This is a genomic window from Bacteroidales bacterium, assembly GCA_017521245.1.
GTDB lineage: Bacteria > Bacteroidota > Bacteroidia > Bacteroidales > G3-4614 > Caccoplasma_A.
In genome coordinates this window covers 1-20,995 of sequence record JAFXDI010000013.1, presented here as the reverse complement: position 1 = coordinate 20,995, position 20,995 = coordinate 1, and the positions used below count along the sequence as shown (strand labels likewise).

Sequence of the window (20,995 nt, the reverse complement as noted above, 5' to 3'; positions counted from 1 at the left end):
ATGGATATAAAAGTTACAGCACCCCCAATAGTTAGAGGAGACATAGGTCTGCCCTATTCAAAAAGTATAAGCAATAGAGTGTTGTTGTTAAATAAATTATCAAAGAGTAAGGTCTTGCCCGAGAATATCGCTGTTTGCGATGACTCGGAGATGATGCGTAGTGCCCTTTCGGTAACTTCAGGAGAGGTAAATACCGGTGCGGCAGGAACAGCAACGCGTTTCTCGTTGGCATATCTCTCAATGACACCGGGCGAGTATCAACTTACCGGCTCTGTGAGAATGAAACAACGCCCTATTAAAATATTGGTAGAGGCTTTGCGAAAAATAGGTGCAGAGATAGAGTATGCTGAACGTGAGGGATATTTGCCTTTAAACATCAAGGGAAAAGAGTTAGAGGGTGGAGAAGTGGAGCTATCGGGTAGTGTAAGTTCGCAATATATATCTGCCTTGTTGATGATTGCTCCATATACCAAAAGAGGAGTAAAACTAACTCTGACCGGGAATATAGTATCGTTACCCTACATAAAAATGACACTATCGCTAATGTCGTTGTATGGGGTAGAGGCTCGAATGGCGGGAAATCAAATAGATATCCCAACAGGCAGATACAATCCATTATCCTATCGTGTTGAGGCAGATTGGTCGGCAGCATCATATTGGTATGGATTTGTGGCGTTAGCAAACGATGCAGATATTGTTCTTGAAGGATTGGATAACGTAAGTATTCAAGGCGATTCAAAGGTTGTGTCGCTATTTACTCCGTTGGGAGTAGCAACAGAGTATAACGATGGCTATGTTGTATTAAGAAAATGCAATATGGTTAAGAAAACATACGAAGTTGATTTAACCGATACTCCCGATTTGGCACAGACCTTAGTTGTTGTTGCTGCAATGAAAGGAGTCTTATTTAAAATTTCAGGACTTCAATCGTTGAGAATAAAGGAGACCGACAGAATTGCTGCCTTGGTAAAAGAGATGCGTAAATTAGGTTACATTTTAGATGATTCAGAAGAGGGTACTTTAAAATGGACAGGTGATAGATGCTCTCAAGAAGAGGATGTAGAGATTGATACATACGATGATCATCGTATGGCTATGTCGTTCTCAATTGCATCATATCTATATCCCGGTATAAAGATAAAATCATCAGAGGTGGTAACAAAGTCATATCCAAAATTCTGGGAAGATTTATCAAAAGTAGGATTTAGTATTGAGTAATGATAGCGGTTTGGATAATCATAATATCAATTTGCGTAGTAGGAGTGATAGCGTCATTGTTGTCACGCTATACCACAATAGGAAAGCAAACTAAAGAGGAGGCTCAGAAAGCCGCCAAAGTTGATGCTGAGTGTTGTGGAATGCACGAAACTTGCGAAAAAGATTCTCTTCTGACAGCAATAAGCAAAGAGATAGAGTATTATAATGATTATGAGTTAGATGCTTATAAGGGGGTGCCATGTGAGGAGTATGATAAAGAGGCTGTTGCTGCATTTGAAGAGGTTTTCTATACATTGCGAAGCGAGGAGGTGGCAGGATGGGTAAGAAGCCTATGTTTGAGAGATATAGAGTTGCCCGAGCAAATACGTGATGAAGTATTGCTGGTGGTATCAGAGCGTCGAATAAAAAGTAATTAGATGGAAATAGTCCAGTATTCATTCTTTATAAACGCAGCAGTTGCAATAACACTAATTTCAATAGTAGCAGGTATTGTAGGTACATATATAGTATCGCGAAGAATGTTGTTTATAGCAGGAGGTATAACCCACGCCTCATTTGGAGGATTGGGATTAGGGGTATATCTTGGAATCTCTCCCTCTATAACTGCATTGATATTTGCCTTGGCCTCGGCATTTGGAGTTGAGGCACTGTCGCAAAGAAAAAGGGTGAGAGAAGACTCTGCAATAGCTGTGTTCTGGGCATTGGGAATGGCATTGGGCGTGATATTCATATATATAACTCCCGGATATAATACAGGATTAACAGGTTTTCTCTTTGGTGATATATTGACCATCAACTCAAAAGATTTGCTAATATATACCATATATACTCTAATACTCTTTTTTATCTCTGTTATATATCGCAAGGAGATTTTATATACAGCTTTTGACAGGGAGTTTGCAAAGATACGGGGTGTAAAGGTTAAATTGATTGAGTATGTTGCAATGGTAGTAATATCGTTGGCAATAATATTGACAGTAAAACTAATAGGAATAATGCTGTTGCTATCGTTCATATCGTTACCTCAAATGAGTGCCGAACTCTTTACCCGCTCCTACAATAGGATAGTATTATTGTCAATCATTATATCGTTAACAGGTGGGGTATCGGGATTGTTGTTATCAACCTTTGCAAACGTTCCAACAAGTGCAACCATAGTATTTGTATTGATATTGATATATGCTATATTGTGGGGAGTGAAAAAGATAACAGCACCGCAAAGGATAAAAGAGCAATGTTGAATTAAAGCAAAGTTATAAGACAATAAAAATTAAATAAATACGTACTTTAATAAAAGTAAAAGTGTTGAAAAAAGTAAGGGTAAAAATAGTATTGATATTGACCATTATAGTTATGGTAATGGCGTGTTCTCCAAAAAAGAACACAAAGGCTACGCGTTTTTACCACGGCTTAACAACGCGATTTAACGTCTATTTTAACGGTAATGAGAGTTATAAAGAGTCGTTGAAGAATATGCAGAAAGATTTTAACGATGACTTCACCTCATTGGTACACATACACCCCGTAAGTGCCTATTCAAACGAGAAGGAACAGAAACCATCGGGAGATTTTAAAATACCTATTGATAAAGGAAAAAAAGCGATACAACTGCACTCAATAAAGAAGAAACCAAAGCGTGATCCAAAGAAAGCGTCCGATCCAAAATATAAAGCATTCTTAAACCGCGAGGAGTTTAATCCCTATATACACAATGCGTGGTTTATGATAGCAAGGTCGCAATTTTATCAAGGTGAATTTCTTGAGGCAGCATCAACATTCAACTATATAATACAACACTTCCCGTGGTTAGAGGATTTGGTAAAAGAGTCAAAGATATGGCTTATGCGATGCTATACCGAGTTAGGGTGGATGTATGAAGCAGAGGATGTAAAACACAAAATATCACTCGACTCCATACCCTCAAAAATGGAGGGAGAGTTATCAATGGTAACTGCTCAGTTTCATATAAACAAAGGAGAGTATAGTGAGGCAATACCATTCCTGAAAAAATCGATAGATGCACAAAAAGATAAATATCAAAAGGTGCGTCAAACGTTCCTCTTGGCCCAGTTGTACCAAAAAACCGAGCAGAACAATTTGGCATACGATACCTATTCAAAGGTAATATCAATGAATCCTGTATATCGTACCGAATTTAATGCACGTATTAAGCAGACAGAGGTGATGTCAAATCAAGATACCTCAAAGGTTATAAAGGGGTTGAAGAAGATGACAAAGGCATCACGAAACAAAGAGTATCTTGACCAAATATACTATGCCATTGGAAACATCCACCTATCGGCAGGAGATACACTTAAAGCAATTGACTATTACATTAAAGCAAATAGTGAGAGTACCCGCAATGGTATAGAGAAGGCAATGAATCAGATAACATTGGGTAACATATACTTCTCACAACGCAAGTACACCAAAGCTCAACCCTGTTATGCCGAAGGTGTGCCACTGGTAAGCGAAGATTTTCCCAACTATACAACTCTTGTAAAACGCTCTGAAGTGTTGGATGATTTGGTGGTACACTCATCAACAGTAGAGTTGCAAGATAGCCTAAGGTATGTAGCTTCACTTCCTGAGGAGGAGATAATGAAACTTATTGAAAAGAAGATTGAGGAGGTAAAAGAGCAAGAACGACTATTGGCAGAGGAGATGGCTCGACAGGAGCATTTGGCAAATCAATCGGCAATGAACTCTGCCTTTGGACAATCATCATTGGGAGGAGCACAAGCACCAACTGGTCCAGCAATGCAGATAGGAGGAAAGAGTTCAAGCTGGTATTTCTACAACAAGGCAACCATTGCAACAGGTAAAACCGACTTCCAAAAGAAGTGGGGTAAACGTAAATTGGAAGATAACTGGCGAAGAATAAATAAAGCGGCATTCTCAATGTCTGATTTTGAGGAGTACGATTATGGAGCAGAGGAGGAGGCAGAACTACTTGCCGACTCATTGGCTCAGGTTGAGGCAGTGGCCGATTCGTTAGGTGCTCCAGTAACCGATACAAAAGATCCTCAATACTATCTCCAACAGTTGCCACGAACACCGGAGGATATTGCTCTATCGGATGAACTAATAATTGACGGACTCTTTAATATGGGAGTAATCCTTAAAAATGATTTAGAGGACTTTGAGGCGGCGATGAGTATCTTTGATAGATTAATGACTCAATATCCCGATAATGAATATATGTTAGAGACATACTATAACATATATTTGATGAATATGATTCAAAGGGATAAACTCACAGCCGAGGAGTATCGACAAAAGATATTAACCGAGTTTCCTGAAAGCAAATATGCACAAGCAATGAAAGATGCAAACTATCTCGAAAATATAAAGAATATGGAGGTAGAACAAGACTCGCTATATCGCACTATATACGAAACATTCATTGCCGGGGATAATAGCGGAGTTCATACCCAATACAACACTTTTACAGAGAAATATCCTCTCTCAAAACTGATGCCTAAATTTATGTTGGTAAATTCGTTGGCTTATGTGAACGAGGGAGATATAGATAACTTTAAGGATGCAATGAAACAGTTGCTTCAGAACTATCCCGAGGAGGATGTTGCTCCACTTGCAACAGCAATGTTAAAAGGAGTGGCAGAAGGTCGCGAAGTGGTTTCAGGAACAGGTCAACAAGATATATTTAAAATCAGATTAGGTGCAGGAGGAGTAGTAAACGATTCAATAGCAGATAAAAAAGAGTTGCCTCCATTTGTATGGGATAAAGAGGCTCCGCATCAAATGTTGATGGTCTTCTCTGCCGATAGTATTGATGCAAATCAGATATTGTTTATAGTAGCACGATACAACTTCACAAACTTCTATATAAAAGACTTTGACCTCGCTATATCAACAACCGATGGAGTGGGAATGTTACAAATAAAAGGGTTTGATAATTTGAGGGAGTTGATGCTATATCGTAGAAAAATTGAGAGTTCAGAGTTGATAGAGTTACCCGAAGGTGTAAGAATTGTGATGATAAGTGATGAGAATTACAACATTCTTATGCAAGGTAACACGTTTGAGAACTATTTTAATTTCTGGGAAACATCAATGGCAGCCGATGCCGAACTTGAAAACAGTAGTAAGTTATGAGAAAAGAGACTATACTTTGGGCAGATGATGAAATAGATATACTAAAACCTCATATCTATTTTCTTGAACAGAAAGGATACGAAGTAACAACCGTAACCAACGGACAAGATGCAATAGAGATGAGCGATAACAAGGAGTTCGATCTAATAATATTGGATGAGAATATGCCCGGATTAAATGGTATTGAGACGTTGAGTATAATTAAGGAGCAACGTCCCGATATTCCTGTTGTAATGATAACCAAGAGCGAGGAGGAGAATATCATGGAACAGGCGATAGGCAGAAAAATATCTGACTATCTGATAAAACCCGTAAATCCAAATCAAATACTGCTGACAATAAAAAAGAATCTCAATCGCAGGGAGATAATACAGGAGAAGGCAACTCACGCCTATCAGCAGGAGTTTACTCGCCTGTCAATGCAGATAGGAGATGCAAGAGATTATGAGGATTGGGCAGAAGTGTATAAACGTTTAGTATATTGGGAACTGGAGTTGCAACAGTCATCAAGTGAGTTGTTGCCAATGCTCGAGATGCAAAAGAGAGAGGCAAATGCAGCCTTTGCCAAATTTGTAAAAAAGAACTATGAAAAGTGGGTGACAACAGAGGCACATCCTTTAATGAGTAACGAAATCTTCAAAACAAAACTCTTCCCGCTATTAGATGAAGGCGAAAAGATATTCTTTGTATTGATAGATAACTTCCGCCTTGATCAATGGAGAACTATAAAACCTCTGTTGAATGACTATTTCTATGCCGAAGAGGATGTCTATTACAGTATCCTGCCAACGGCAACACAATATGCTCGTAATGCAATATTTTCGGGACTTATGCCCGATAAGATAGCAAAAATGTTCCCCGATTTATGGGTAGATGAGGATGAGGAAGAGGGAAAGAATTTAAATGAATCGCCACTCATACAGACACAAATAGATCGTTATCGAAAGAGATATAGTTTCTCATATACAAAGATAAACGATTCGGTATACGCAGAGAAGGTGTTGCAAAAGATAACCAACCTTCAAAACAATCAGTTGAATGTGTGTGTCATAAACTTTATTGATATGTTGTCTCACGCCCGAACTGAGTCTAAGATGATACGCGAGTTGGCATCAACCGGTGCGGCATACCGTTCATTAACAGAGTCGTGGTTTAAACACTCGCCTACATTGGATTTGCTGAAGAAGATGGCAGATATGGGGTATAAAATTGTATTGACAACCGATCATGGAACAATATATGTTGATAACCCCATTAAGGTGGTAGGAGATAAAAATACAAATACCAACCTGCGTTATAAAGTGGGAAAAATGTTAGGTTACAATCCTAAGGAGGTGTATGAAATAAAATCGCCCGAGAAGTTTGGATTGCCAACCTTAAATCTCTCCTCAACATATATATTTGCCTCTGATAACGATTTCTTTGCATATCCTAACAACTACAACTACTATGTAGGATATTACAAAGATACATTTCAGCATGGAGGAATATCAATGGAGGAGATGATAATACCATTAGTAACCTTGACAAAAAAATAATAAGAGAATGAATATAACATTAGAGATACCATCGTTAGACAAGATAAACGAAGTAGCACGAGAGTTTATTCGTAATATGGGCGATGCAACAGTATTTGCATTCTATGGAAATATGGGTGCAGGAAAAACAACATTCATCAAAGCCATTTGCGAAGAGTTAGGTATAAGCGAAGGAGTAAACAGTCCAACCTTTGCCATAGTAAACGAGTATCGTTCCGATACAACAGGAGAGTTGGTGTATCACTTTGATTTCTATCGCATAAACAAATTGGAGGAGGTTTACGACTTAGGCTACGAAGATTACTTTTATAGCGGAGCATTATGCTTCTTAGAGTGGAGCGAAAAGGTTGAGGAGTTGTTGCCCCCTGAAACTGTAATGGTAACAATCAAAGAGGTAGAGAACTCGGCACGAGTGGTGGAGTGTAAACCAATATAGAGAATATGCTGAATATAGTAGCGGCAATAATATTTTTGATATTAGGGTTATTATCAATTTCGGCATCCATATTTAATTTTAACTGGTTCTTTACAAGCGAGAATGGTAAGATGTTTGTAAAGCTCTTTGGTAGAAAAGGTGCAAGAGTTTTTTATGGAATAGTGGGAATATTAATACTCTATATGGCGTATTATGTGTATAGTATGCCCATATCTTAAAATAAAATGGTAATTTTGTAGAACTAACAAAAATATAATAATATGAACAAGCAAGGATACGTTGAGATAAACGAGCATAAACAGACAAAAAGATATTGTCAAACATTGGATTTAGTTGCCGATGCTGAGAAGATAGCAGAGTATCGTAAATATCATCAATCGGAGCATATATGGGATATAGTCCCTGAAGGTTTACGTTCAATAGGTATATATGATATGGAGATATACATATTGGGAACACGCCTCTTTATGATTGTTGAGACACCAATTGATTTTGATTGGGATGAGGCATTTGGTAAGTTAGCACAGATGCCGGGTCAAGATGAGTGGGAGGCATTTGTTGGAGCATTCCAAAAAGCACCCGAAGGGGCATCGTCAACCGAGAAGTGGCAAATGATGGAGCAGATGTTTAAACTATCTGAAATCAAAAAATAGTTATCTCAAAATAGAATATGGGAATAAATATATTAGAATATTTAAAAACTCTATTATCAGAGACCAACATATCTACTGATAATGTTGAAATAGTGGCACGAATAGTATTGGGTATAATAGTAGTATTACTCTCTATATTGTCATACTATCTATCTCGTTGGATTATAACAAACCCACTTCGCAAATTAGCGAAGAGATCTAAAGCATCTTGGGACGATAAACTCTTTGAACGTAAGTTGCCAAATAGAGTATCTAAGATAGTACCAGCGGTAATAGTATATTTAATGTTGCCATCGGTATTACCTCAAGATATGTTTGCCTATATGTTCTTTGCTAAATTGAGCATACTCTATATAGTAGCAGAGGTAATGCGAACATTGTCAGGTGTTATAACATTTGCCTACGATGTAGTTTTGCAAAGCGAAAAATTTAAAGACCGCTCACTAAAAGGGGTATTCCAAGTAATACAGATGCTTATGATATTCATTGGAATATTGGTAATGATAGCGGTAATGATAGATAAACCGGTAGGTGCACTAATAGCAGGATTGGGAGCATCGGCGGCAATCCTGACCTTGATATTTAAAGATTCATTTGTTGGACTTATAGCAGGGTTACAACTCTCGTATAACGATATGTTACGCCCCGGAGATTGGATAACAGTACCTGGGAAGAATGTTGATGGAGATGTATTAGAGGTAACACTCAATACTGTAAAAGTTCGTAACTTTGATAATACAATCACTACCATTCCGCCAATAGCACTGATAAATGACTCTTTCCAGAACTGGAGAGGGATGAGCGAGTCTGCTGGGCGAAGGATAAAACGAGCCATTGAAATAGATATGTATTGCATTGAATTTGCGAGAGAGGAGTTGATTGCAAAACTATCAGAAAAATACCCCGCAGTAAAAGAGTATGTTGAAAATCGCACCGAAAAAGATATAGAACGAGGAGATATAACAAATATAAAACTATTCAGGGTATATGTTGAGAACTATATAAAAAGCAATTCAGATACAGCAAAGAGTGCAACAAAGATGGTTCGATACTTAGAACCCTCATCAGAAGGATTACCCTTTGAACTATACTTCTTTAGTGCAAATAAAGATTGGGTATATTACGAGAATTATGCATCGGATGTTATGGAACACATAATAGCCGTAATGGTAGATTTTGAATTAAAACCATATCAAAGAGCGTCGGGCGTTGATAATAGAAAAACAACCCTGCGCCCATCATCAAAATAGGAGATGAAGATGCAAAAAATTATATATGCTTTTGTTGCGGTTATGTTTTTTATGAATGTAACCGTATCAAAAGCATCACTATTTAAAACAGGACTAACAGATACCGACTCAATATCTGTTTCGCTATTAACAGCATCGCAAGGAAAACAGATATACGAAAAGTTTGGTCATACAGGAATAAGAATACACATCCCATCAAAAAAATTTGATGGGGTATATCACTATGGACTATTCTCATTTGAAGAGCCACACTTTGAGTATCGTTTTGTAAAGGGCGAAACCGATTATATGATAGGACTTATGCACTATCACGATTTCTTGACAATGTATGCCATAAGAGGTAGCAGTGTTAGAGAATTACCACTACTATTAACACAAGAGGAGGCTCACAATCTTTATGAAGCCCTAATGGTAAATATGTTGCCCGAAAATCAAACATATAGGTATTCGTTCCTATATGACAACTGTGCAACCCGACCATTAGAGATAATAAAACGCAACTTGACAGGAACACTAATAGTTGATACCACCAACGTAGAGTTGCCAACATACCGTAATCTGATTCACGAATGTACATCACAAGACGAGTGGCTTACATTTGGATTAGACCTTATTCTTGACGGAGAGGTAGATGAGCAGATATTAATACCCGATAAGCCATTCTTACCACATATAACAGAACAGATATTTGCTACGGCAAAAATAGATAGGGGAGGAGTGGTAGAACAAATAGCAACAACACCCAAAGAGGTATTGGCGGCACGAGAATCAGAGGTTAAAACTTCAATATTAGATATTCTTACTCCCAATATTTTTGCTTTTGGAGTGCTAATAGCAGTTCTAATAATCTCGTTTATTGATTACAAGAACAAGATACATAGTAGAATAACCGATACTATACTCTTTGCAATATTCGGAATACTTGGGATATTGGTATATTTCTTGTTGCTCTTCTCAGAGCATCCAGCAGTGTCGGCAAACATAAACGCAATGTGGTTACACCCTATATGGTTAGTAGTGATACCGTTCATCTGGATAAGAAAATATCAAAAGTTTCTAAATTGCTATCATTTTATTAACTTTGCACTTTTATTGCTCTATCTTATAGTAGTAGCATTTGCAAAGCAAGAGGTGGGATTGGCTACAATATTGCTTGTAACTACATTACTAATAAGGTCAGTAACATATATCGCCGTAGAGCAAAAACGTAAGTAACAGACATAAAAGAACAGATGAACAGGTTTTTAACACCGCTAATAATATTAATGCTATCGGTCACTGCACAATCGCAGGAGCGAGGAGTTGATATGCCCAAACTGGTAGTGGGCATAACAATAGACCAGCTTCGCACCGATTACATTGATATGATGCAACATCTGTTTGGAACAGGCGGATTTAACCGCTTAATGACAGAGGGTGTAGTGTATGAAAATCTCAATTATGGATATGGCGATATAACCAGAGCCTCATCAGTGGCAACAATATACACAGGGACTCATCCATCTACTCACTCAATAACTTCAAACACTCGATTCAATCAAGAGAAAAAGGAGATATATCCAATATTGAGTGACAAGAACCAATTAGGAAATTTCACAAGTGAGGCACTCTCTCCCCGAATAATATCGGTATCAACCATAACCGATGAACTAAAATCGGCAACATCGGGAGAGTCAAAAATATACTCCGTAGCACCAACCTCAGAGGTGGCAATAATCTCGGCAGGACACGCAGCCAACTCTGCCTTTTGGTTAAACGAAGAGAACGGAAAGTGGGCAACTTCAACATACTACAAAGAGGTGCCAATCTTTGTAACTGAGCATAACATAAAAAACGGACTCGATACCCGTATAGATAAAACTGTTTGGTCGCCAATGCTACCCCTTTGGAAGTACGATGGACTACCATACAATCAACCCGAGTTTGCCTTTAAATACTTTTTTGATGGCGATGATAAATATAAAAATCTAAAACTATCGGCATTAGTAAACAGTGAAGTAACAACCGTTGCCTGTTCAATATTGGAGAAAGGACGCTTAGGTAAAGGCACAGTTCCCGATATGCTCAACGTGGGATACTATGCAGGAAACTACAAAGAGCAGAATGTTCGTGATTACGGTGTAGAGATACAAGATACCTATCTACGCTTGGATAAGGAGATAGAGACACTACTTCAAACTATTGATAGTACAGTAGGTTTGGATAATGCTTTTATTTTTATTGTATCAACAGGGTATAGCAACTTTGAGGCACGTCCATACGGACTATACGGAGTACCCACAGGGCAATTCTACCCACGCAAAGCAACCGCATTACTAAACTACTACCTGATGGCTATGTATGGTCACGAGGAGTGGGTAATAGGCTACCACGATAAAGAGATATATCTAAATCGTGAACTGATAAAAAAGAAAGAGCTTAACCTTGAAGAGTTTGTAGTAAATAGTGCCGAGTTTCTGTCGCAAATGGAGGGAGTACAAGATGCTCTAACCTCATATCAAATCTTACATGGCGATATAGTAGCGGTTGCTCCCCAACGCCGAAGATATAGCCGTCAACACTCAGGCGATATAGTATTAGAGATAAAACCGGGCTGGGAGATAAACTACGAAGAGGAGGAGAAGAAAAACGAATATATACAATATAATGCAGTACCAACACCGTTGATATTCATAGGTAAAAACGTAACACCTAAAAGAGTATCTACACCAGTTGATGCAACAGCAGTAGCCCCGACCGTATGTAGAGCAATACGAATACGTGCCCCGAGTGCTTCAAAGTCGTACCCCCTAATATTGAATAGTAAAACAGAAACAAAATAAACAACATATAAAATAACAATAAAAATGGCATTTGTCGATATATTAAAAAAACTATTTGGAAACAAATCTCAACGCGATATGCGTGAGATACAACCATACGTAGAGAGTATAAAAACAGCATACGAAACAATAAAACCTCTCACAAACGATGAGTTGAGAGCAAAAATTGATGAGGTAAAACAAGAGATACAAGATGCAGTTGCCTCAGAAAAGGAGCGAATAGCTCAACTAAAAGCAGAGGTTGAAACACTCCCATACGAAAAGAGAGAGAGTTATTGGACCGAAATTGATAAATTAGAGAAGACTGTTCTTGATAAATACGAGGCAAAACTTAACGAAGTGATGCCCGTAGTGTATGCCGTAGTAAAAGATACCGCAAGACGTTTCGCTGAGAGTGAGGAGATAGAGGTAACAGCAACCGAATTTGACCGTACGTTAGCTGCCGAAGGACGTGACTTTATACGCATCGAAGGTGACAAAGCAATCTACACCAACCACTGGATAGCAGGAGGAAACGAAGTTAAGTGGGATATGGTACACTACGATGTACAACTCTTTGGTGGAGTAGTGTTACACAAAGGAAAAATTGCAGAGATGGCAACAGGAGAGGGAAAAACATTGGTGGCAACCCTACCTGTATTCCTGAATGCTTTAACCCGCAATGGAGTTCACGTAGTAACAGTGAACGACTACTTGGCAAAACGTGACTCGGAGTGGATGGGACCACTTTATATGTTCCACGGACTGTCAGTTGATTGTATCGATAAACACAAACCCAACTCTGATGCTCGTCGTAAAGCATACAATGCCGACATTACCTTTGGAACAAACAACGAGTTTGGTTTCGACTACTTGCGTGACAATATGGCAATCTCGCCACAAGACTTGGTGCAACGTGCTCACAACTATGCAATTGTCGATGAGGTTGACTCGGTATTGATTGACGATGCTCGTACTCCATTGATTATCTCAGGACCAGTACCAAAAGGCGAAGACCAACTGTTTGAACAGTTCTGTCCTAAAGTGGAGGAGTTGTATCGTGCGCAACGCACATTGGCAAACCAACTATTAGCCGATGCACGTAAAAAAATTGCGTCAGAGGATAAAGAGGTGCGTCGTGAAGGTGGACTATTACTATTCCGTTGTTACAAAGCACTCCCCAAAAATACACCATTAATCAAGTATTTGAGTGAGCCGGGAATAAAAGCCCTAATGTTGGAGACCGAAGCATTTTATATGCAGGAGAATAACCGACAAATGCATGTGGTAACTGATCCCTTGTTCTTTGTAATAGATGAGAAGAACCATAGTGTTGATTTAACCGATAAAGGATTGGATATAATCTCAAGGAATATGGATGATCCCAACTTCTTTGTCTTGCCCGATGTAGGCTTGCAAATCTCTGAATTAGATAGTGAGAATATATCGGCAGAAGAGAAACAAGAGAAGAAAGATGCCATATTACAAGACTATGCAATCAAGCAAGAGCGTACCCACACAATACATCAACTATTAAAAGCATACGCACTCTTCAATAAAGATGAAGAGTATGTGGTAATTGACAACAAAGTAAAAATAGTTGATGAGCAGACAGGTCGTATTATGGAGGGGCGTCGCTATTCAGACGGACTTCACCAGGCAATTGAGGCAAAAGAGCGAGTAACCGTTGAGGCGGCAACCCAAACATTTGCAACCATTACACTCCAAAACTACTTCCGTATGTATCACAAACTGGCAGGTATGACAGGTACTGCCGAGACCGAAGCAGGAGAGTTTTGGGATATCTATAAATTAGATGTAATCACTATCCCCACTAACCGTCCAATATTACGCAACGATATGGAGGATCGCGTTTACAGAACAAAACGCGAAAAATACAATGCCGTAATTGAGGAGATTGAGGAGTTGGTAACAGCAGGGCGTCCCGTATTGGTGGGAACAACTTCGGTTGAAATATCAGAGTTGTTGAGCAAAATGCTTAAGATGCGTCGCATTGAACACAACGTATTGAATGCCAAATTACACCAAAAAGAGGCTGATATTGTAGCACAAGCAGGACAACGCGGAACAGTAACCATAGCAACCAATATGGCAGGACGTGGTACCGATATTAAACTATCTGATGCAGTAAAAGAGGCAGGAGGATTAGCAATCATCGGTACAGAGCGTCACGAGTCGCGTCGTGTTGACCGTCAGTTACGCGGACGTTCAGGACGTCAGGGAGATCCAGGTTCATCAGTATTCTTTGTATCATTTGAGGACAACCTGATGCGTCTGTTTGCATCAGACAGAATGGTGAAGATATTGGATAGTTTCGGATTTAAAGAGGGCGAGATGATACAACACAGAATGGTATCAAACTCAATTGAAAAAGCACAACGCAAAGTTGAGGAGAACAACTTCGGAATCCGTAAACGTCTATTGGAGTATGACGATGTAATGAACTCGCAACGTGAGTTGATATACTCAAAACGTCGCCATGCATTAATGGGAGAGAGAATTGGAATTGACATAATGAATATGATAGCAGACTCGGTAAGTTCTATGATAGATATTTACTCTTCAGACTCTGACTATCAATCATTGCAAGAGGATGCCCTTAAAACATTTGCTGTTGAGTTGCCATTTGATGAAGCAACATTCAGTAAAGAGAAAAAACAAATCCTCAATGATAAACTATACGAAACCGTAATAGATGCCTTCAACAGAAAACAAGCACAGTTGGCATCGGTTGCATATCCTGTAATAAAAAGAATTTACGAAAATGAGGGAAATCGTTACGAGGATATAATGATACCTGTAACTGATGGAAAACGTGTATATAACATAAAATGTAACTTAAAAGAGGCATACGAAACCGAAGGAGCATCAATATGCAAGCAATTCCAGAAATCAATATTGCTATACATAATTGATGAATCTTGGAAAGAGCATCTTCGTGATTTGGACCAATTACGTCAATCGGTACAAGCAGCAAGTTACGAGCAGAAAGATCCCTTGTTGATATACAAGATAGAGTCGTTCGGATTGTTCCGCGATATGTTAGAGACAACAAACCGTAAGAGTGTTTCAATTTTGTTAAGAGGAAGAATTCCTATGCGTGAAGGCGAAGAGGTACGTGAGGCAGCACCTGAGCGTCGCCAAGATTACAGCCGTTACCGCACACAAAAAGATTCACTCTCTGAACAACAAGAGAGAGCAACTGCATCGGGAGGTGGAGCATCAAGTTCAGCAGGACATACACCAATAAAGGCTGAGCCTAAAGTTGGACGTAATGAGCCATGCCCATGCGGAAGTGGTAAGAAATACAAAAACTGCCACGGAAAAGGTTTGTAGTTAAATAAGTTGTTAGTTAACGAACATACGTTCGTTAACTAACAACTTTTTTCGCCGACACCCATAAAAGTATATAGGTTATAGCCGCGTTAATCATCAAAAGTTCGTAGCCAGTTTTGTAACCTATGGTGTGTTGTAAGGTGTAACTCAACGCAAAGCAGATTATGGGTGATGCAATGGCAAAATAGGGGATATGTTTGTCGTTAGGTCTGCCTTTGCTAATCAAACCGTATGCAAACAATCCCAATAGTGGACCATACGTGTAACCTGCAATAGTGTAGATGGCATCAATAACACTGTCGCTGTTCATATATCTGATTGCCATAATAATAATGGCAAACAACACGGCCATACCAATATGAGAGATTTTCCTTACCCTCTCTGCTCTGTTGCTATCCATCTTGTCGGTACGCAAAATATCCAAGCAGAACGAAGTGGTGAGCGAAGTCAAAGCCGAGTCGGCACTCGAAAAGGCTGCCGCAACAATACCAATACAGAAGAGTACCATTACAGCACCTCCCAAATGGTTGGTAGCCAAAAGCGGAAGAAGTTCATCGCCCTTCTCAGGTATGACAATCCCATTATAAGATGCAAATGCTAAAAGCAAAATGCCAATACACAAGAATATCAAATTAACAGGGATAAATGCCACTCCATAAATATACATATTGCGTTGTGCCTCTTTTAAACTTTTGATAGTAAGGTTCTTTTGCATCATATCCTGGTCGAGCCCTGTCATAACAATAGTTATGAAAATGCCACTAAGGAATTGCTTGAAGAAGTTCTGCTTTGAACCCCAGTCATCAAAAACAAATATATTTGAGTGTTGGCTGTTTGTAATAATAGATACAGTCTCGCTAAAGCCAATACCCATCTTTGACATAATGGCATAGATAATCAGCCCTGCCGCAGTAAGTAAAATAACGGTTTGTAAAGCATCAGTTCTGACAATTGACCTTATACCTCCTTTGTTTGAGTATAGCCAGATAAGGAAGATAATTGATATTGTAGTAATCTCAAACGGAACGCCTAACTCATTAAATACCAGACTTTGCAGAATTAGAACCACTAAAAACAGACGAGCCGCCGCACCGGTTATTTTTGATATAATAAAAAATATTGCACCAGTTTTGTAACTCTTTGATCCAAAACGTTCATCAAGGTATTTATAAATCGAAATCAGATTTAACTTATAATATAGGGGTAAAAGAACTTTGGCGATAATGATATAACCAACGGCAAAACCAAACACCATCTGCATATAGTTCATATCAATACTCTTTGGCATCCCGGGAACAGAAACAAATGTAACCCCCGAAATTGATGTGCCAATCATACCAATAGCTACCAACCACCATGGTGAGTTACCATTGCCTCTGAAAAAAGCATCGTTACCGCCCTTCTTTGCCGATAGTCGGGCAATAATAGTAAGCAAAGTAAAGTAGCCTATAATGATAAACAATATTAAAATACCATTCATTTATCTGTAATAATAAAAAATTTTGTACGAAGATATTGAAAAAAACTCAGATGTTGTTTCTGGTAAGTTTTGAAACCGAAACAATTTTGCAATATTAGAAAAAAATATAAGAAAATTCAAACAATATCTTTGATTGTTAAATCAAAATAATTAATTTTGGCACATAATTAAAAAATAAAAGTGATGAATACTATAAAATTAGAGTTAGAGAAGGCACTTGGAGCATCGGCTCAAGAGCAACTTCAAAAGATAGCCCCGGAGGTAGAGAAAGCAATAGAGACACTCTATGCAGGTAATGGAGCAGGAAACGATTTCTTAGGATGGTTAAACCTACCAGCAGAGATTGACCACAAGTTTTTAACCGATATTGAGACAACAGCAAACTCGCTACGCCGAAAATGTCGTTTTGTTGTAGTAATTGGTATTGGAGGAAGTTATCTTGGAGCAAAAGCAGTAATTGATGCACTATCAAGCACCTTTGCATGTTACGATGCAAATGCAAAAACACAAGTGCTTTTTGCAGGACACAACATTGGGGAGGATTACTTGGCTGATATGCAAGAGTTCTTAAAAGATAAAGAGTTTGGTATTATCAATATCTCTAAATCAGGAACAACAACTGAGCCTGCAATCGCATTCCGTTTGTTAAAACAACAACTTGAAAATCAAGTAGGAAAAGGCGAGGCACAACGCCGTATTGTTGCAATTACTGATGCCTCAAAAGGTGCATTGCGTACATTGGCAGATAACGAAGGTTACAAAACATTTGTTATCCCCGATAATGTAGGAGGACGCTTCTCAGTTCTTACTCCTGTTGGATTGTTGCCAATAGCAGTGGCAGGATTTGATATTCGAGTTCTTGTAGCAGGAGCACAAAATATGATGCAACAATGTAAAACTGCTCCATTTGAAAGCAACATTGCAGCACAATATGTAGCAGCACGTAACATACTATATCGTGATGGTAAAAAGATTGAGATATTAGCAAACTTCAATCCTAAACTACACTACCTTGCAGAGTGGTGGAAACAACTCTACGGAGAGAGCGAAGGAAAAGAGGGTAAAGGAATATTCCCTGCATCAGTTGACTTTACAACAGACCTTCACTCAATGGGACAATGGATACAAGAGGGAGAGCGTACAATCTTTGAAACAGTAATCTCTGTTGAAAACGTTAACAATACATTGGTAATACCAACCGACAAAGAGGACCTTGATGGTTTGAACTACTTGGCAGGAAAACGAGTTGACTATGTAAACAAAATGGCTGAGTTGGGAACTCAAATGGCACACGTAGATGGCGGTGTACCCAACATTCGCATAGTAATACCTGCAGTACGAGAGAACTGTTTAGGAGCATTAATCTACTTCTTTGAGGCAGCATGTGCAATAAGTGGTTACACATTGGGCGTAAATCCATTTAATCAACCGGGAGTAGAGGCATACAAAAAGAATATGTTCCGTCTATTGGAGAAACCCGGTGTAAAATAGCAGATTACATATTATAATAAGTTAAAAGAAAGGGACTGCACTCTAAAAGTGTAGTCCCTTTCCTCTAATGACTTTAAAATACAAATGACTCAAATAATAAATAATGTTAATTTTTTTTGCAGAAAACGATTGAAATTCAGAAAATATATTTAAATTTGTTGATTGGAATGAGTTAAAAATATATTGTACTAATTTAAAACTATATTTTATGAAGAAATTTTTACTTTTTGTAGTAGCATTTTTGTTTGTAGCAGCAAACTCTTATGCTGATTATTGTGCAGGAACAGCTCCTAACAGTGGAGGTGGTAACTACTATGCAATTAATAAAATTGTGGCAAAGGTTAATGGCGCAGAAGCCTTTACATGGAACAGCGATGGGTCTAATGTGCAAGACGCTTCATCAACTTGTTCAATGGAGATTGAAGCAGGAGATGTGCTAACATTTGTTATGAGTTCAATTACAAATGAGGGAGGAAAACACTCACAATGGGGACAAACAATCTTGTATTTTGACTGGAATCAAAATCAAGATTGGACCGATTCCGGAGAGAAATATGTAGTTTATACAAATCCCGGTACACCTCAACTAGGAATAGAATATTCAGTAACAGTTCCTTCAAACTTTGAGTGGAGTACAACAGAGTTAAAATTCAGAATGAACTCAGGTGAGGCTCCACAACACAACTCATACGGCGAGGCTACCCCTTGTCAAGCATTATCTCGCGGATTGATGGCAACATTCAAGGCTACAAAACCTGTTGCTGTGGCAGAGAGAACAATTACTTTCCAAGTTTCACCTGTTGGAGCAGGAACATTGTCTAATTATCAAGAGTCATCAACAGTTGCAATCTCATCAGTGGCAACAGCAAATGCTGGTTTTGAGTTCGTTAACTGGACATTGAACGGAGAGGTGGTTTCAACTATAACCACAGTTATAGACAATACTGAGGGAGACAAAACTTATGTGGCTAATTTCCAAAGAGATCCCAAATTAGATCGTTCAGGATGGACAGCATCAGCAAGTTCAGAACATGCCAACAATGCTTCAGAAGGTATGGCACGTTATGCTATTGACGGAAACTTAGGAACTTGGTGGCACAACGAATATGACGGAGCAAACGCAGATAGAGATGTTCCTCACTGGATTATGTTTAATTTAGGTAGCATACAATCATTTGATGCGTTCAATTATGTATCTCGTACGGCAGATCCAAACGGATGTAATGGTAATATTAACAACTATACACTATATGTAAGTGATACAGCACCAAATACATCTAATATTTCAGGAACAATGACCGAAGTAAAATCGGGTTCATTCAACTATAATGCTCAAGAGCATAAGATTGATTTGGGAACAACTGTAAGTGGACAATATGTATTGTTGTATGCATCAACTACATTCGGAAATGCAGGAGCGAATTTACACGCAAACTGTGCTGAGTTCTATTTGTATCTAAGTTCATATACAGTGTCAGTGTCATCATCAGATACAACAAAGGGAATAGCATATATTGGCACAGAAGGAACAACTTCTATGTCATGTGCATCTGACGGAAATGATACCGTAACTTTAACAGCCGTAGCAGCAACAGGATACCAATTTGTAAACTGGACACTTGATGGTGTTGAGGTATCAACAGATGCAGTATATACAACAACAGCGGTAACAGAGAATCGTGATTATGTAGCAAACTTTGAGTTCAAACCAGTAGAGCCACGTACAGTAAAAGTTGCATCAAACGACAAAACAAAAGGATATGCGGTATTTGTATCTCCAATGCCCGAGGGAACAGCAACTGATGTAACAACAGGAGAAATAGTAACAGTAAGAGCTATTACACAAACAACAAATGATGAGTTTGTAAACTGGACAATCAATGGCGAGGTAGTATCAACAGAAGAGACATACTCATACGCAGGAGCAGAGGCAGTAACAATTCAAGCCAACTTTGCAACTCTATATCCTGTAAACATTGTAAAAACAACAGGCGGCTCAATTTCGGTAAAACAAGGTTCAACAACTTTGACAAGTGGCGATAGAGTAGCAGAGGGTTCAATAATCACTATCACAGCAGAGGGATCATCAAACCAATGGCTTAAAACTCTATTGATAAACGGAGAAAATGTATTGCCAAGCAGTCAAGTTAAAGAGTTCACAACACAAGTGAAAGTGAACGGAGTAACTAACATCACAGCAACATTTGGAACCCCTGCAATGATATTGACATACGAATATACAGGAGGAGGTTACATTGAGGTATGGACCAGCGACTCATACAACGAGGGCGATGAGGAGACTTTCCCCGTAATTCCAGCAGGAGATCAATATGCAATGTGGGATGAAATAGAAGGTGAGTCGGTATGTATCTTCATATATCCACAAGCAGGAGAAGAGTTGTTGTCATTAACAATCAATGGCGATGATTATGACTTTGCAACAGACTTGGAAGAGTATGGCGATATATTCTATGAGCCAACCGAGCCACTACACATAGTAGCCGAGTTCTCAGGAATTTGGAATTCAGTTGAGAGTGCAGAGGTAGCAGAGACTACAATCTATGCAGTAGCAGGAGGTGTGCAAGTTGAGGTAGCCGAAGCAACAAACGTAGAGGTTTACTCAATAGCAGGAACATTGGTAGCCGAGAAAGT

Annotated in this window: 15 protein-coding genes; 14 read left to right on the top strand and 1 reads right to left on the bottom strand. The window is 38.8% G+C overall.

Annotation, left to right across the window (positions count from 1 at the left end; genetic code table 11):
- From IKK64_03140 to secA, 12 genes are all read left to right on the top strand, one after another.
- Complete coding sequence (locus tag IKK64_03140; protein ID MBR4119057.1) at nucleotides 1-1,218, top strand: 3-phosphoshikimate 1-carboxyvinyltransferase; 1,218 nt, start codon at nucleotides 1-3, stop codon at nucleotides 1,216-1,218.
- A complete protein-coding gene (locus tag IKK64_03135) occupies nucleotides 1,218-1,634 on the top strand; it encodes a phospholipase (protein ID MBR4119056.1) in 417 nt (138 codons plus the stop codon). The genes IKK64_03140 and IKK64_03135 overlap by 1 nt, the downstream gene beginning before the upstream one ends.
- On the top strand, nucleotides 1,635-2,459 hold the full coding sequence (locus IKK64_03130) for a metal ABC transporter permease (GenBank protein ID MBR4119055.1): 825 nt from the start codon (nucleotides 1,635-1,637) through the stop codon (nucleotides 2,457-2,459).
- A 112-nt stretch (nucleotides 2,460-2,571) separates the two neighbouring features.
- A complete protein-coding gene (locus tag IKK64_03125; protein ID MBR4119054.1) occupies nucleotides 2,572-5,337 on the top strand; it encodes a tetratricopeptide repeat protein in 2,766 nt (921 codons plus the stop codon).
- A complete protein-coding gene (locus IKK64_03120) occupies nucleotides 5,334-6,875 on the top strand; it encodes a bifunctional response regulator/alkaline phosphatase family protein (protein ID MBR4119053.1) in 1,542 nt (513 codons plus the stop codon). The genes IKK64_03125 and IKK64_03120 overlap by 4 nt, the downstream gene beginning before the upstream one ends.
- 7 nt (nucleotides 6,876-6,882) lie before the next feature.
- Entirely contained in the window at nucleotides 6,883-7,311 is a 429-nt protein-coding gene (tsaE, locus tag IKK64_03115) for a tRNA (adenosine(37)-N6)-threonylcarbamoyltransferase complex ATPase subunit type 1 TsaE (GenBank protein MBR4119052.1), read from the top strand.
- A gap of 5 nt (nucleotides 7,312-7,316) precedes the next feature.
- Nucleotides 7,317-7,529, top strand: a complete 213-nt coding sequence (locus IKK64_03110; GenBank protein MBR4119051.1) for an immunity 17 family protein — start codon at nucleotides 7,317-7,319, stop codon at nucleotides 7,527-7,529.
- A gap of 42 nt (nucleotides 7,530-7,571) precedes the next feature.
- Nucleotides 7,572-7,964 carry an L-rhamnose mutarotase gene (locus IKK64_03105; GenBank protein MBR4119050.1) on the top strand — a complete coding sequence of 131 codons (393 nt, stop codon included), beginning with the start codon at nucleotides 7,572-7,574 and terminating at the stop codon, nucleotides 7,962-7,964.
- Between the two features lie 17 nt (nucleotides 7,965-7,981).
- Entirely contained in the window at nucleotides 7,982-9,214 is a 1,233-nt protein-coding gene (locus IKK64_03100; protein MBR4119049.1) for a mechanosensitive ion channel, read from the top strand.
- 9 nt (nucleotides 9,215-9,223) lie between these two features.
- Nucleotides 9,224-10,429 carry a DUF4105 domain-containing protein gene (locus tag IKK64_03095; protein ID MBR4119048.1) on the top strand — a complete coding sequence of 402 codons (1,206 nt, stop codon included), beginning with the start codon at nucleotides 9,224-9,226 and terminating at the stop codon, nucleotides 10,427-10,429.
- Between the two features lie 17 nt (nucleotides 10,430-10,446).
- Entirely contained in the window at nucleotides 10,447-12,036 is a 1,590-nt protein-coding gene (locus IKK64_03090) for an alkaline phosphatase family protein (GenBank protein MBR4119047.1), read from the top strand.
- 24 nt (nucleotides 12,037-12,060) lie between these two features.
- The gene (secA, locus tag IKK64_03085) at nucleotides 12,061-15,372 is read left to right on the top strand and encodes a preprotein translocase subunit SecA (GenBank protein MBR4119046.1); all 3,312 of its coding nucleotides are present in this window, start codon (nucleotides 12,061-12,063) and stop codon (nucleotides 15,370-15,372) included.
- Between the two features lie 34 nt (nucleotides 15,373-15,406).
- Here the strand turns inward: secA and IKK64_03080 are convergent, their stop codons facing one another.
- Nucleotides 15,407-16,852 (bottom strand): sodium:solute symporter, encoded by a 1,446-nt coding sequence (locus IKK64_03080; protein MBR4119045.1) that lies wholly within the window; start codon nucleotides 16,850-16,852, stop codon nucleotides 15,407-15,409.
- Between the two features lie 183 nt (nucleotides 16,853-17,035).
- Between IKK64_03080 and IKK64_03075 the strand changes: the two genes are divergently transcribed.
- Nucleotides 17,036-18,343 carry a glucose-6-phosphate isomerase gene (locus IKK64_03075; GenBank protein MBR4119044.1) on the top strand — a complete coding sequence of 436 codons (1,308 nt, stop codon included), beginning with the start codon at nucleotides 17,036-17,038 and terminating at the stop codon, nucleotides 18,341-18,343.
- A gap of 208 nt (nucleotides 18,344-18,551) precedes the next feature.
- The coding region (locus tag IKK64_03070) for a discoidin domain-containing protein (protein ID MBR4119043.1) at nucleotides 18,552-20,995 on the top strand (2,444 nt) is incomplete at its 3' end.